This window comes from Bacteroides sp. 14(A), assembly GCF_000526555.1.
GTDB lineage: Bacteria > Bacteroidota > Bacteroidia > Bacteroidales > Bacteroidaceae > Bacteroides > Bacteroides cellulosilyticus.
Window position 1 is genome coordinate 1,063,420 of sequence record NZ_JAGH01000005.1, and the last position, 15,195, is coordinate 1,078,614.

The window sequence follows — 15,195 nt, forward strand, 5'->3', positions numbered from 1 at the left end:
AAAGAACGGTTGATTAACAAATTAATAATTAATAATTAAATTTGTTATCAGAGTGGAGAATAACGGATTCGAACCGTTGACCCCCTGCGTGCAAAGCAGGTGCTCTAGCCAGCTGAGCTAATCCCCCTTCATTAATTAAAAATTATAAATTATAAATTAAAATGCGATGTCGTAAATTTAATTTTTAATTTCTAATTTCTAATTTAAGAAGTAGTCCCAGGCAGAGTTGAACTGCCGACCTCTACATTATCAGTGTAGCGCTCTAACCAACTGAGCTATAGGACTGTCGAGTTCAACCTCGCCTTGCGGCTCGGCTTCTTCTTTCTCAATATATATTATATAAACAACTACGCGTAGTGCAAGAGGTTCTTATGTAGCATGTCAAAAGAACCAACTTCTAATTTGTTAGTACAGAGAGTTTTTAATTTATAATTGTTAATTATTAATTTCAAAATCTCTGATTTTGACTGAGCGTCGCTCCAGAAAGGAGGTGTTCCAGCCGCACCTTCCGGTACGGCTACCTTGTTACGACTTAGCCCCAATTACCAGTTTTACCCTAGGCCGCTCCTTGCGGTTACGGACTTCAGGTACCCCCGGCTTTCATGGCTTGACGGGCGGTGTGTACAAGGCCCGGGAACGTATTCACCGCGCCGTGGCTGATGCGCGATTACTAGCGAATCCAGCTTCATGGAGTCGGGTTGCAGACTCCAATCCGAACTGAGAGAGGCTTTTGGGATTAGCATCACATCGCTGTGTAGCTGCCTTCTGTACCCCCCATTGTAACACGTGTGTAGCCCCGGACGTAAGGGCCGTGCTGATTTGACGTCATCCCCACCTTCCTCACATCTTACGACGGCAGTCTCTCTAGAGTCCTCAGCATGACCTGTTAGTAACTAAAGATAAGGGTTGCGCTCGTTATGGCACTTAAGCCGACACCTCACGGCACGAGCTGACGACAACCATGCAGCACCTTCACATCTGCCTTGCGGCTAATCTGTTTCCAAATTATTCAGATGCAATTTAAGCCCGGGTAAGGTTCCTCGCGTATCATCGAATTAAACCACATGTTCCTCCGCTTGTGCGGGCCCCCGTCAATTCCTTTGAGTTTCACCGTTGCCGGCGTACTCCCCAGGTGGAATACTTAATGCTTTCGCTTGGCCGCTTGCCGTATATCGCAAACAGCGAGTATTCATCGTTTACTGTGTGGACTACCAGGGTATCTAATCCTGTTTGATACCCACACTTTCGAGCATCAGCGTCAGTTACAGTCCAGTAAGCTGCCTTCGCAATCGGAGTTCTTCGTGATATCTAAGCATTTCACCGCTACACCACGAATTCCGCCTACCTCTACTGCACTCAAGACGACCAGTATCAACTGCAATTTTACGGTTGAGCCGCAAACTTTCACAGCTGACTTAATAGTCCGCCTACGCTCCCTTTAAACCCAATAAATCCGGATAACGCTCGGATCCTCCGTATTACCGCGGCTGCTGGCACGGAGTTAGCCGATCCTTATTCGTATGGTACATACAAAAAGCCACACGTGGCTCACTTTATTCCCATATAAAAGAAGTTTACAACCCATAGGGCAGTCATCCTTCACGCTACTTGGCTGGTTCAGACTCTCGTCCATTGACCAATATTCCTCACTGCTGCCTCCCGTAGGAGTTTGGACCGTGTCTCAGTTCCAATGTGGGGGACCTTCCTCTCAGAACCCCTATCCATCGATGTCTTGGTGGGCCGTTACCCCGCCAACAAACTAATGGAACGCATCCCCATCGGTTATCGAAATTCTTTAATAACAAGAAGATGCCTTCTCGTTATACTATCCGGTATTAATCTTTCTTTCGAAAGGCTATCCCGGAATAACCGGTAGGTTGGATACGTGTTACTCACCCGTGCGCCGGTCGCCATCAACCTATTGCTAGGTCATGCTGCCCCTCGACTTGCATGTGTTAAGCCTGTAGCTAGCGTTCATCCTGAGCCAGGATCAAACTCTTCATTGTAAAAGTATTGTGACTGCGCAAATTAATAATTAATAATTAAAAAGCGACAGTGTTTTTGCTCTGTTCAGGACGCTCGGTTTATTAAAAGTCTTCAAATTACCTATATATATAAGTTACTTGACGGTTCTTTTTTTATACCCAGATGCTGCGCTTTAATTATTAATTTTTAATTACTAATTTGCGAAGCACCTGCTCTTGTACTACTTGTATTGTTTATGTAAATTCTTCAAAGATCGCTTCTTTTTAAAACTGCTTTTCTTTTCAGAAAGCGGATGCAAAGGTAAGAACTTTTAAGTATATCTTCCAAATAATTTCGAAAGTTTTTTTCTTTTTTCTTTTTCTCGTCGTCTCTCTTTGCGAAAGGGAGATAAAAGAAGAAGAAGTTCTTAGCGCCGCCTCTATCAGGGAAGCCGACTCTGTGTCAGCCTCTTCTCGGAAAGCGGGTGCAAAGGTAAGAACTTTTAAGCATATCTTCCAAATGTTTCCGGAAGTTTTTTTCTTTTTTCTTTTAGAATGCTGTATTCCTGATCGGAATAAAGGCTAAAGAAAAGAAAAACGTTGGAGTTCCTACGCCGTTTCTGTCAGAATGTCAATTTCAAGGCTGACCGTCTCTTGGTTAGCGGGTGCAAAAGTAGCCGATATATCTATTCACTCCAAACATATCTGTCTTTTTTTCGAAACTTTTTTGAAACAATTTCGTAAATGGCTGATTGATAAGGATGTTGTAGAACATAAATTTGAAAGGGGGGGATGAAAGGAGCTGGAAGGGGGTACATTATTATATATGCGTGCGCGCAACGTGCGCGTAGACAGAGGCGGGGAAAAGTACTGGGAGAACCTTAAAGCTGAGGATTGGAAGTGTAAAGCTAAGGTTTGAGAACCTAAAGCTGAGGTTTAGCGTTGCAGAGCTGAGGTTTAGCGAGGTAAGGTTGAGATTCATTTTTGCGGAGTTGAGGTATGGTTTTGTAATGGTGGGGTTGGTACACTTGGTACAGAGGTTCACCGTTCCCTTTGCCTCACACACACGTGCGCGTATAATAAGGTGTGAATCCCCACCACTCTGTCCCCACCACTGATCATTCCTCACCGCTTATCCGACTTTGTATAAGTTCCATTTACGGCTACGCTTTCCAACAGACCGTATTTCCACAAGTGCTTCAGCCAAGTGGAAGCGGAGGTAATGGCGAGATCCCATAGGCCTTGAATTCCTTCTTCTGCTCGTCGGTGAGGCGAAACGTAAAAGCTCCCCCATGACAGCGGATTACTGTCATTTGCCACATTTTCCTCTTGAGTGTACACCTTATATATTACGCGCGTGTGTGTGAAGCAAAGGGAACGGTGAACCTCTGTACCAAGTGTACCAACGTCCGATGGAATTTCGGCTCTACGTTGTGAAACATGGGGGAACTATTTTTTATTCATGCGATCATAGGCCTTCAATCGTTATAAAGAGAAAAATATTTTTGTTACATTTGCGGCCGATTAACAAGAATAATACCGAAAAACGGCATTGAACCGATCCGGAAACCCCATGAGAAAAAGACAACTCAATAGAACGACCCTGCGCTTCAGGAAATGGAGCCGGAAAGCCTATGCTGCATTTGCCAGCCTGGGACGTTGCGTCACTATCGGTTGCCTGCCCAAAAGTGTGGCGGACTCTTCGCTCTCCAAACAAAAGTCCGGAACATCAGCCGGCTGCAAAAGCGGCAGGCAGAGCCTGGAAGATACAGACAACGGTAAAGGACAGGAAACTGACATAGGCATACCGTTGGGAAGCGAGAACGGATTGGGAACAAAGCTCGAAATCTTCGGTTTCAGAGGATTGATGCCTGTTTTGTGCCCGGCTACAATCGGTCCTAAAGGGAAAAAGTATGTAAATCCCCCCTATCTCAAAACAAGACAGGGGTTGGATATAAACACCATTATAAATAAGAGTGGAACACATGTGACGCGGATCATGCAAATGCTGTTTTCAGATTTGCACGATTCGCGTCACATGTATTTAGAGGTAAAGGAAGTAGCTCCCAAAAATCTTTTTTCAGGAGTATCGGCTTTACCTCCTTTAATTCCTAATGAAATGATAACTCCTATGAATTTGCTAAATTAGTAAGAATATGACAGTAGAAGAATTGAAAAACAAAGTACTGCAAGATGTCCCCATCACACAGGCAGAAGCGGAATGGTTGGCCACACAGCCGGATAAGGAAGCCCTCTATGAAGCGGCACACGAGATCACCGCCGCACGGGCATCGCAGGAGTTCGATATGTGCTCCATCATCAATGCAAAGTCCGGCCGCTGCCCCGAAAACTGCAAATGGTGCGCACAATCATCACACTATAAGACGAAAGCGGATGTTTACGATCTGGTGGATAAGGATGAGTGCCTGCGCCATGCACTGCACAACGAATCACAAGGCGTAGCCCGCTTCTCATTGGTGACCAGCGGGCGGAAGCCTTCGGGGAAAAACATGGAGAAACTGTGTGAAGCCGCCCGATATATGAGACGGAAAAGCTCCATCCAACTCTGCGCTTCGCTGGGACTGCTGAATGAAGACGAGTTGCGCGCCTTGCATACGGCAGGCGTGACGCGCTATCACTGCAACCTGGAAACCGCCCCAAGCCACTTCCCCACCCTGTGCAGCACGCACACACAGGAAGAAAAACTACAAACCCTGGCAGCCGCCCGTCGCGTAGGAATGGATATTTGTTGCGGCGGCATCATCGGCATGGGCGAAACAGCCGGACAGCGGATTGAATTCGCTTTTACACTGAGAGATCTGGAAGTGCCCTCTATCCCGCTGAACCTGTTGCAGCCCATTCCGGGAACACCGTTGGAAAGCCAGTCCCGGCTGACCGAGGAAGAAGTGCTGACCACCATCGCCCTGTTCCGCTTCATCAACCCCACAGCCTACCTGCGTTTTGCAGGCGGACGCTCTCAACTGACAAAGGAAGCCGTGAAAAAATCCTTATACATAGGTGTGAACTCCGCCATCGTGGGAGATTTGCTCACGACCCTCGGATCGAAAGTCTCAGAAGACAAAGCACTGATAGAAGATGCAGGCTACCGCTTCAGCGACTCACAGTTCGACAGGGAACATTTGTGGCATCCTTACACATCGACCACCAACCCCTTACCGGTGTATAAGGTGAAACGGGGAGACGGGGCAACCATCACACTGGAAAACGGACAGGTGCTCATAGAAGGTATGTCGTCCTGGTGGTGCATGGTGCACGGCTACAACAATCCGGTGCTGAACCAGGCTCTTCGGGAACAGACGGAAAAGATGTCACACGTCATGTTCGGCGGACTGACGCATGATCCGGCGATAGAACTGGGCAAACTGCTGTTGCCACTGGTGCCGCCATCCATGCAAAAGATATTTTATGCCGACTCCGGTTCGGTAGCTGTGGAAGTAGCCATGAAAATGGCTGTACAGTATTGGTATGCCAAAAGTCAGTCGGCTCCCGGACGGGCGCATCTGACAAAGAAAAGTAATTTCGTAACCATCCGTCGCGGGTATCACGGAGATACCTGGAACGCAATGTCCGTATGCGATCCGGTGACCGGAATGCACTCCCTGTTCGGCTCGGCATTGCCGGTGCGGTATTTCACTTCCCGTCCGCAATCGCGCTTTGATGGCGACTGGAATGCCGACGACACACTGGAACTGCTGGACATTGTGGAAAAGCATCACGAGGAACTGGCTGCACTGATTCTGGAACCCATCGTTCAGGGTGCCGGCGGCATGTGGTTCTATCATCCGCAATTCTTGCGTGAAGCCGCCAGAATATGCAAGGAATATGACATTCTGCTGATCTTTGACGAGATAGCCACCGGATTCGGGCGTACAGGCAAGATGTTTGCCTGGGAATATGCAGGCGTGGAACCGGACATCATGTGCATAGGCAAAGCGCTGACGGGCGGATACATGACGCTGTCCGCCGTACTGACCACAAACGAAGTGGCGGATTCAATTTCCAATCATGCACCGGGAGCTTTCATGCACGGCCCCACATTTATGGGAAATCCGCTGGCATGTGCAGTGGCATGCGCCTCCATACGCCTGTTGACGTCATCCGAATACGATTGGCAGGGAAAAGTGAGCCGCATTGAAGAACAGTTGTGGCGTGAACTGGAACCTGCGCTGGCACTTCCACAGGTGGCAGATGTGAGGGTGTTGGGCGCCATCGGTGTGATTGAAGTACAAGACCCGGTAGACATGGCGTGGATGCAAAAACGGTTCGTGGAGGAAGGAATTTGGGTGCGCCCCTTCGGCAAGCTGGTTTACATTATGCCACCGTTCATCATAGAACCGGAGCAGTTGACAAAGCTGACAAGCGGATTATTGAAGATTATAGGAGAAATAGGATGAATGTAACAGATCAAATGCAGCAAGAGCTGCAAGGACTGAAAGAGCGCAGCAACCTGCGAACCCTGCCCGCCCTGATCCATGAAGGACGGGAGGTTATCGAAGGTGGACAGCGTATGCTGAATCTTTCTTCGAATGATTACTTGGGGCTGGCTGCCGACCGCAACTTGCGGGAAGAGTTTCTGCAAGAACTGACAGCCGACAGTTTTCTGCCCACCTCTTCCTCATCGCGCCTGCTGACCGGTAACTTCATCGTCTATGCGGAACTGGAACAGACGCTTGCACAGCTGTTCGGAACGGAAGCGGCACTGGTGTTCAACAGCGGTTATCATGCCAATACGGGTATCCTGCCCGCCGTGAGCGATACGCAAACACTGATATTGGCGGATAAGCTGGTACACGCAAGCCTGATCGACGGCATCCGGCTTTCGTCAGCCAAATGTATCCGCTACCGGCACAATGATCTGAAACAATTGGAACGGTTGCTCGCCGAAAATCATGCGGCATACAGACAGGTGATTGTCGTCACCGAAAGTATTTTCAGCATGGACGGAGATACTGCCGATCTGAAAGAACTGGTACAGCTGAAACAGATGTACGAAAACGTATTGCTCTACGTGGACGAAGCGCACGCTTTCGGAGCACGGGGCGAACAAGGACTGGGCTGCGCCGAAGAAACCGGATGCATCCGGGAGATTGATTTTCTGGTAGGCACTTTTGGCAAAGCAGCCGCATCAGCCGGAGCATACATTGTTTGCCGACGCACCATCCGGGAGTATCTAGTGAACAGAATGCGAACACTTATTTTTACAACGGCTCTTCCTCCGGTAAATATCGCATGGACTTTGTTTATCGTCCGCCGATTGGGTGGTTTCAGGGAGCGAAGAATACATTTGGAAAATATCAGCAATATTCTTCGCGAGGCTCTGAAAGAGAAGGGATATGAGTGTCCGAGTGCCAGTTATATAGTTCCTATGATTGTAGGGAAAAGCTCAGAGACTATTCAGAAGGCCGAGGAGTTGCAACGGCATGGCTTTTATGCCTTGCCTGTACGGCCACCTACGGTTCCGGAGGGGACATCGCGTATCCGCTTTTCGCTGACGGCGGAAATAAGGGAGGAAGAAGTCAGGAAGCTAGTAAAATATATTAAATAATAATAATACAGGTACGCGGACGATGCGGATGAAACGGACGAACGCGGATTTTTAATTTTTCATCCGTGTTGTCCGCGTACCTTAGAAAAAAGATACAGAATTATGAAGCAAGTTTATATCATAAAAGACAGACATCCCCGGTTATTACTATTCTTTGCCGGATGGGGAGCCGACGAAACACCGTTCAAAGATTATCAACCTGCGGACAGTGACTACATGCTCTGCTACGATTACCGGACACTGGAGTTTGATGCTTCCTTGCTGAAAGAATACCGCGAAATCAATGTCATCGGATGGTCAATGGGAGTATGGGCGGCAACTCAAGTAATGGGTAAATTGCAGGAAACGGATACAGCTCTCGTCATCAAAAACAGTATAGCCATCAATGGAACCCCCTATCCTATTGATGATACATACGGCATTCCGACTGCAATCTATCACGGAACCCTGGAAGGTTTGACCGGCCCTTCCCTGCATAAGTTTCTGAGAAGAATGTGCTTCAACGGGGAGGCCTTCAAAGAGTTCCTGAACATTACACCCAGGCGGCCGCTGGAGGAGCTGAAAGAGGAACTGGCGGAAATAGAACGCATGTATCTCTCGCTGCCCGCCACTTCGTTCTATTGGCAACAGGCGGTAGTGGGAAACAACGACCGCATCATTCCTCCCGATAATCAGCTGAATGCCTGGCGAAAAGAAGCGGAAATCAGCCGGAAAACCTTACGGGTGCATTACACAGAAGATGCCCATTATCAAGTAGAACTGTTCCGATACTATTTACAGGAAATATGGACAAAAGACTGATTGCGGAACGATTTGCCCGTGCACGGGATACTTACTCGCACGAAGCCCGCGTACAGCAACAGGTAGCCGAGAAAATGCTGCAACTGCTGACGGAGCGCGCTTCTCCGCTCTTTCGCCGTATCGTGGAGTTCGGATGTGGTACCGGCAGCTATTCCAGGTTGTTGCTGCACAAGTTGCAACCGGAAAGCCTGCTGCTGAACGATCTATGTCCGGAGATGAAAGAGTGTCTCACTGATTTGCTTCCACAAGATACCGTGCGGTTCATTCCCGGAGATGCTGAAGCGCTGGACTTCCCCGAAAAGACGGATTTAATCACTTCCTGCTCTACCTTGCAATGGTTCAATGATCCGAAGGAGTTCTTCGCCCGCTGTCATCGTTTCCTGTCGGAAGACGGTTATCTGGCTTTCAGCACCTTCGGTACTGAAAATATGCGCGAAATCCGCACGCTCACAGGACATGGACTTGATTATCTGCCCATAGAAGCGCTGAAAGAACTCCTTGCTCCTCATTTTGAGACTGTGTATGCTGAAGAGGAAATAGTCTCCCTCCCCTTCAGCACCCCACTCCAGGTGTTGCAACATCTGAAGGAAACCGGAGTGACAGGAACGGAAAAGAAAGTATGGACACGGGGACGGTTACAGACTTTCTGCAACAGCTATACCGAACAGTTCAGACGGGAGGACGGAAATGTCACTCTGACGTATCATCCTATTTATATTGTTACACGAAGAAAAAAGATTAAGATATATAAATGAGCTATTCACCACAGAGTAACACAGAGTATCACAGAGTTCTATTCTTTTGATTTCAAACTGATTAAACTCTGTGATACTCTGTGTTACTCTGTGGTGAACTATAAGTATTAAAGGAAATGGAAAAGAATGTGTATTTTATCAGCGGTATCGATACGGATGCCGGAAAATCTTATTGTACAGCTTATTATGCCTGTCAACTGATTGGCAGCGGTAAACGTGTTATCACGCAGAAATTTATCCAGACAGGTAACATCGGCTATTCCGAGGATATAGACCTGCACCGCCGTCTCATGGGCATCGGCATGACGGAGGAAGACCGTGAGGGATTGACCATGCCTGAGATATTCTCTTATCCCTGCTCTCCTCATCTGGCTGCACGTATTGACAACCGTCCGATTGACTTCGGAAAGATAGAACGTGCCACACAAGAACTTGCCCGACGCTACGATGTGGTGCTCGTGGAAGGTGCAGGCGGGTTAATGGTTCCCCTTACCGAGGATTACCTGACGATTGACTACATTGCAGAAAAACAATATCCGTTGATATTCGTAACTTCCGGCAAGCTGGGAAGTATCAACCATACATTGCTCAGCTTCGAGGCAATCCGAAGCAGAGGAATACAACTGGATACAGTGCTGTATAATCTCTATCCTACCGTAGAAGATACTACAATACAAGAAGATACGATGCAGTATATCCACCGGTATCTGGATAAGTATTTCCCGAAAAGCAAGTTTGTGGTGGTACCTGTCGTATAATCATATTTTTTGTGTACATTTGCAACACAAAAAACGTCATACGACCACATGGAAGCATTAACATTCAATACTACAGAACAAGCATTACTTGCCGCTGTCGGTATCCTTTTCCTGATTCAACTCCTTTATTACTTTTGTCTTTATAATCGTATACATGCCCGTAGCCGTGCCGTAAAGCGAAGTGACATACATTTTTCACAGGAGTTGCCTCCTTTATCGGTCATCATCTATGCCCGCGAGGAAGTGGAAAATCTGCGCCGTAATCTGCCTGCTGTGCTGGAACAGGATTACCCGCAATTCGAAGTGATCGTCATCAATGATGGCAACACGGATGAAAGCGAAGATTACCTGACTCTGCAAGGGGAAAAGTACCCGAACCTGTATCATAGCTTCGTGCCCAGTTCTTCACGCTACATCAGCCGCAAGAAACTGGCCATCACTCTCGGAATAAAGGCAAGCAAATATGACTGGCTTGTGTTTACCGATGCAAACTGTCTGCCCGAAAGCAACCAATGGCTGCGCACCATGGCACGCAACTTTACCTCCCGTGCGCAAATCGTACTGGGATACAGCGGATACGAACGTGGAAAAGGCTGGCTGCACAAACGGGTATCTTTTGATAATCTGTTTACTTCCATGCGCTACCTGGGCTATGCACTGGCGGGAAAGCCTTATATGGGTATCGGACGCAACATGGCATACCGGAAAGAGTTATTCTATGCCCAGAAAGGTTTTTCAGCACACCTGAACCTGCAACGCGGAGATGATGATTTATTCATCAATAAGACAGCTACGGCCGAGAACACGAGGATAGAGACCGATGCCAATGCAGTGGTACGTGTGCAACCCGTTTACCGTGCCAAGGACTGGCGGGAAGAGAAAATCAGCTATATGGGTACAGCACATTTCTACCGGGGTATCCAACGCTATTTATCGGGCTTTGAAACTACTACACGGTTACTGTTTCATGCAGCATGGATAACCGCTCTGGTGATTGGGATACTGAATTTTCACTGGTTGGCAGCCGGCATTGCATTTCTGTTGTTCGCCTTGCGATACACCCTGCAAGCGCTGATTATCAATAAGACGGCAAAGGATCTCGGAGAGAAACGACGTTACATCTTTACGCTTCCGGTATTTGATATTCTACAGCCTATGCAATCACTCCGCTGGAAGTTGTATTGCCTATTCAGAAAGAAAAGTAGTTTCCTGAGAAAATAAGAGTAGGCTGGAATAATTCATTTCTTTTCGGTTATGAATTAAATGATAAATAATTTTTTAGACGCGGATGACACGGATAACGCGGATTTAAAAGGCTGCGCTATAAAAGTGGATAAAAAAAATCCGCGTTATCCGTGTCATCCGCGTCTAAAAAATAATATACCGAATGGCGCTAATCACTTATCACCAAACACTAATCACTTTTATTCGTATCTCATTGAGTTAGCGGGATGGATGCGTGTAATCAGGAAAGAGGGGCCTAACAGCATCAGGACAGATGCCAGCAGAGTACCTATATTCAGTAATAAGAACAGCAGAATATTGAAGGATACGGGAACGGTATCCATGTAATACGTCTCCGGATCAAGTTTGAAGATACCAAACCACTTTTGCAAGAAATAGAACGCCAGTCCGATGACATTGCCCCATAGCATACCTTTACCGATAAGAAAGACTGAGAACCAAAGGAATACCTTGCGTATGGTGGTGTTATTGGCGCCCAGAGACTTCAGTATGCCGATCATGGAAGTACGTTCGATGATGATAATCAATAAGCCGGACACCATGGTAAAACCTGCTACGCCTGCCATCAGTATCAATATTACCCAGATATTCACATCCAGAATACTGAGCCAGGCAAATATCTGGGGATTCAGCTGCTCTACGTTGCGCACACAATAGTCTTCACCGTACCGGTCCTCCATTCCGTCCAGGTCGGCAGCAATCTGATAGGTGATCTCTTCAAGACGATCATAATCGCGTACCTGCAATTCTGCACCGCTCACTTGCCCCGGTTCCCAGTTGTTGAGACGGTTTACAAGATATAAATCGGTAAGGAGGAAAAGGTTATCGTATTCCGAGAAGTTAGTCTGGTAAATTCCTACAATCTGCAAACGGCGGGCACGAATATCATCCTGGATATAATAGGTATCTATCTTATCTCCAAGTTTCAACCTCAGCTTTGTAGCCAGTGCCTTAGAAATGACTACCCGATTGGAAGAAGCCGTATCACTGAACTGCGGTAACTCTCCTTCCACCAGATGTTCACGGAAAAAAGCAGGATCAAACTCTGGTCCTATCCCCTTCAGAACCATGCCTTGAAAATCCTCGGCAGTCTTTACCATGCCCGGTTTGGTGGAATAGCGCTGCACATGCTTCACCTCAGGATATTCGGATAGAATGGAGATGACACTGTCATTCACCACCACAGGACGCGTCTCGTAGGAACGTGCAGCATCCGAATTCGTTATCTGAATGTCCGCACCGAAACCTATTACTTTACCACGCACTTCGTTCTTGAACCCGACAATCACCGACACCGTGATAATCATCACCGCCAGACCGATAGCAACACCTATCAGGGCAATGAGCACGGCAGGACGGGAAACTTGCTTTCCCGCATCGCTGTCGCGATAAATACGTCGGGCCAAAAACAGGGCTAAACTCATGTCATAATAACTTGTGTTCTTCTTACGTATTTATTCAACTCTTCCCGGATATGCCTCCAATGCCTTTGATAAGACAAAAAGCGCACGGGTCAGGTCTTCCTTCTTCAGCACATAGGCTATACGCACTTCATTCCGACCGGAACCGGGAGTAGTATAGAAGCCGGAAGCAGGTGCCATGAATACGGTTTGTCCTTCATACTCGAAGTCAGAAAGACACCAGGCACAGAACTTATCGGAATCATCCACCGGAAGTTTTGCCACTGTATAGAATGCTCCCATAGGAATAGGCGAATACACACCGGGGATACGGTTCAGTCCGTCTATCAGGCACTTACGGCGTTCTACATATTCATCATACGTATCGCGCAGGTAATCCTCATCGGCATCCAGAGAAGCTTCGGCAGCAATCTGACCAATCAACGGAGGACTGAGACGTGCCTGGCAAAACTTCATTACAGCACTACGTATTTCCGCATTCTTCGTAATCAAAGCACCGATACGGATACCACATTCCGAGTAACGCTTGGATACGGAGTCAATCAGTACCACATTGTCTTCAATACCTTCCAAATGGCAGGCAGAGATATAAGGAGAACCCGTATAAATAAACTCACGATACACTTCATCGGAGAAGAGGAACAAATCGTACTTCTTCACAAGGTCACGTATCTGGTTCATTTCGCGACGGGTATAAAGATAACCTGTCGGATTATTAGGATTACAGATCAGGATAGCCCGGGTGCGCTCGTTAATCAGCTCTTCAAACTTTTCTACTTTAGGAAGCGAAAAACCTTCTTCTATGGTAGTGGCAATGGTGCGTATCTTAGCACCGGCAGAGATGGCAAACGCCATATAGTTAGCGTAAGCCGGTTCGGGAACAATAATCTCGTCACCCGGATTGAGGCACGCCAGGAAGGAGAACAATACCGCCTCCGAACCACCGGACGTAATGATGATATCATCTGCCGTCAGTTTGATGTTGAACTTATCATAATAGCCCACCAGCTTCTCACGGTAACTGCGATATCCTGCACTGGGACTATATTCCAGAACTTTCCGGTCGATATTGCGTATCGCATCAATCGCGACTTGCGGTGTGGGCAAATCGGGTTGTCCGATGTTCAGGTGGAATACATGCACTCCCCTTTGCTTGGCTGCGTCAGCCAGAGGAGCCAGTTTTCTGATAGGAGACGCGGGCATCTCCGTTCCGCGAATAGATATTGCTGGCATGTCTAAGTTTTTACAATTTGACAAATAAATATTAACGATTGACGATACACTTTCATATATATGCAATCGAAGGTGCAAAAGTAACACTTTATTTGAAATGACGGGAAAGCATTGGCAAAAAAGTTTAAAAACACTAGCTATGACTTAAAAGATAGTGATGAATTCAAAAGAAATTGTACCTTTGAGTGTCAAATCGTAAATCATATACAATGCCATGGTATTAAACCTGATAACATTTGCATCGTTGCTGCATAAACAAGCATCCATTCTCGGCTCACACGAACTTATATTAAACGAACTGGAGAAATATTTCACTGTAAATATTGTAGAATATCAAAACATAAACAAACTCACTAAAGACGATTTCAGCCTGCTTTTCATTGCTACCGGCGGTGTAGAACGGTTGGTTATCCAGCACTTCGAGTCTCTGCCCCGCCCTGCAATCTTACTGGCGGACGGTATGCAAAACTCACTGGCCGCCGCTCTCGAAATCTCGTCCTGGCTACGTGGCCGGGGTATGAAAAGTGAAATCCTCCACGGAGAACTACCCGAAATCATCAAACGTATCTTCGTACTCCACAGTAACTTCAAAGCTCAACAAGCACTCTTCGGATCGCGTATCGGCGTAATAGGCTCCCCCTCTTCCTGGCTTGTTGCCAGCAATGTAGATTACCTTCTTTCCAAACGGCGCTGGGGAATTGAATACACCGACATTTCACTGGAACGCGTTTATGAATATTACAATCAAGTAACAGACGACGAAGTGGGCGAAGCCTGCGCTGCTTTTGCCGGTAAAGCTCTTGCCTGCCGCGAAGCTACACCGGAGGATCTGATAAAAGCCATGCGCCTGTATCGCGCCATTAAACGGATTGTGGAGAAAGAAAAACTGAGTGCACTCACCCTGAGCTGTTTTAAACTGATAGAACAAACCGGAACCACCGGATGCCTCGCCCTCTCCCTATTGAACGATGACGGTATCATTGCCGGATGTGAAGGTGACCTGCAATCTATCTTTACCCAACTTGCCGTAAAAGTGCTGACCGGCAAGGCTTCTTTCATGGCAAACCCTTCCATGATCAATGCACGCACCAACGAAATCGTACTTGCTCACTGCACCGTGGGTATTGCACAAACCGAACAATACATCATCCGCAATCACTTTGAAACAGAGATGGGTATCGGTATTCAGGGAATCCTGCCTACGGGACACGTCACTCTGGTAAAATGTGGCGGAGAATGTCTGGACGAATATTACCTGAGCACAGGCACCCTGACTGAGAATACGAACTACATTAATATGTGCCGCACACAGGTACGCATTAAAATGGATACACCCGCAGAGTATTTCCTCAAAAATCCATTGGGAAACCATCATATCCTGATACAGGGAAATTACGAAATACTGCTGGATGAATTCCTGCAAGCGAACGGATGCAAAAGAGTTGAATAATA

11 protein-coding genes, 2 tRNA genes and 1 rRNA gene are annotated in these 15,195 nt (G+C 47.2%); 8 read left to right on the forward strand and 6 right to left on the reverse strand.

Annotation, left to right across the window (positions count from 1 at the left end; genetic code table 11):
* Positions 1 to 53: 53 nt before the first annotated feature.
* From K429_RS0127295 to K429_RS30530, 4 genes are all read right to left on the reverse strand, one after another.
* Positions 54 to 127, reverse strand: a tRNA-Ala gene (locus K429_RS0127295).
* A gap of 84 nt (positions 128 to 211) precedes the next feature.
* Positions 212 to 285, reverse strand: a tRNA-Ile gene (locus K429_RS0127300).
* Between the two features lie 198 nt (positions 286 to 483).
* Positions 484 to 2,006 (reverse strand): 16S ribosomal RNA (locus tag K429_RS29195).
* 1,083 nt (positions 2,007 to 3,089) lie between these two features.
* Positions 3,090 to 3,284, reverse strand: a complete 195-nt coding sequence (locus K429_RS30530) for a hypothetical protein (RefSeq protein ID WP_195738998.1) — start codon at positions 3,282 to 3,284, stop codon at positions 3,090 to 3,092.
* 253 nt (positions 3,285 to 3,537) lie between these two features.
* On the opposite strand from K429_RS30530, the gene K429_RS29575 reads away from it, so the two are divergent.
* From K429_RS29575 to K429_RS0127345, 7 genes are all read left to right on the forward strand, one after another.
* Entirely contained in the window at positions 3,538 to 4,113 is a 576-nt protein-coding gene (locus tag K429_RS29575) for a hypothetical protein (RefSeq protein ID WP_029328827.1), read from the forward strand.
* 7 nt (positions 4,114 to 4,120) lie between these two features.
* Positions 4,121 to 6,379, forward strand: coding sequence for an adenosylmethionine--8-amino-7-oxononanoate transaminase (gene bioA / locus K429_RS0127320; protein WP_029328828.1), 2,259 nt, complete (start codon positions 4,121 to 4,123; stop codon positions 6,377 to 6,379).
* Positions 6,376 to 7,530 carry an 8-amino-7-oxononanoate synthase gene (locus tag K429_RS0127325; protein ID WP_029328829.1) on the forward strand — a complete coding sequence of 385 codons (1,155 nt, stop codon included), beginning with the start codon at positions 6,376 to 6,378 and terminating at the stop codon, positions 7,528 to 7,530. The genes bioA and K429_RS0127325 overlap by 4 nt, the downstream gene beginning before the upstream one ends.
* Positions 7,531 to 7,632: 102 nt before the next feature.
* The gene (locus K429_RS0127330; RefSeq protein WP_022208540.1) at positions 7,633 to 8,331 is read left to right on the forward strand and encodes a pimeloyl-ACP methyl esterase BioG family protein; all 699 of its coding nucleotides are present in this window, start codon (positions 7,633 to 7,635) and stop codon (positions 8,329 to 8,331) included.
* On the forward strand, positions 8,316 to 9,086 hold the full coding sequence (bioC, locus tag K429_RS0127335; RefSeq protein WP_007216401.1) for a malonyl-ACP O-methyltransferase BioC: 771 nt from the start codon (positions 8,316 to 8,318) through the stop codon (positions 9,084 to 9,086). The genes K429_RS0127330 and bioC overlap by 16 nt, the downstream gene beginning before the upstream one ends.
* 116 nt (positions 9,087 to 9,202) lie before the next feature.
* Complete coding sequence (gene bioD / locus K429_RS0127340; protein ID WP_029328830.1) at positions 9,203 to 9,844, forward strand: dethiobiotin synthase; 642 nt, start codon at positions 9,203 to 9,205, stop codon at positions 9,842 to 9,844.
* Positions 9,845 to 9,892: 48 nt separating this feature from the next.
* Complete coding sequence (locus K429_RS0127345) at positions 9,893 to 11,065, forward strand: glycosyltransferase (RefSeq protein WP_007209781.1); 1,173 nt, start codon at positions 9,893 to 9,895, stop codon at positions 11,063 to 11,065.
* A gap of 203 nt (positions 11,066 to 11,268) precedes the next feature.
* Here the strand turns inward: K429_RS0127345 and K429_RS0127350 are convergent, their stop codons facing one another.
* Together K429_RS0127350 and K429_RS0127355 are read right to left on the reverse strand one after the other, a co-directional pair.
* The gene (locus K429_RS0127350; protein WP_007209883.1) at positions 11,269 to 12,513 is read right to left on the reverse strand and encodes an ABC transporter permease; all 1,245 of its coding nucleotides are present in this window, start codon (positions 12,511 to 12,513) and stop codon (positions 11,269 to 11,271) included.
* A 30-nt stretch (positions 12,514 to 12,543) separates the two neighbouring features.
* Complete coding sequence (locus K429_RS0127355; protein WP_007209884.1) at positions 12,544 to 13,743, reverse strand: pyridoxal phosphate-dependent aminotransferase; 1,200 nt, start codon at positions 13,741 to 13,743, stop codon at positions 12,544 to 12,546.
* Positions 13,744 to 13,957: 214 nt separating this feature from the next.
* On the opposite strand from K429_RS0127355, the gene K429_RS0127360 reads away from it, so the two are divergent.
* Positions 13,958 to 15,193, forward strand: coding sequence for a hypothetical protein (locus K429_RS0127360; protein WP_007209886.1), 1,236 nt, complete (start codon positions 13,958 to 13,960; stop codon positions 15,191 to 15,193).
* Positions 15,194 to 15,195 lie beyond the last annotated feature (2 nt).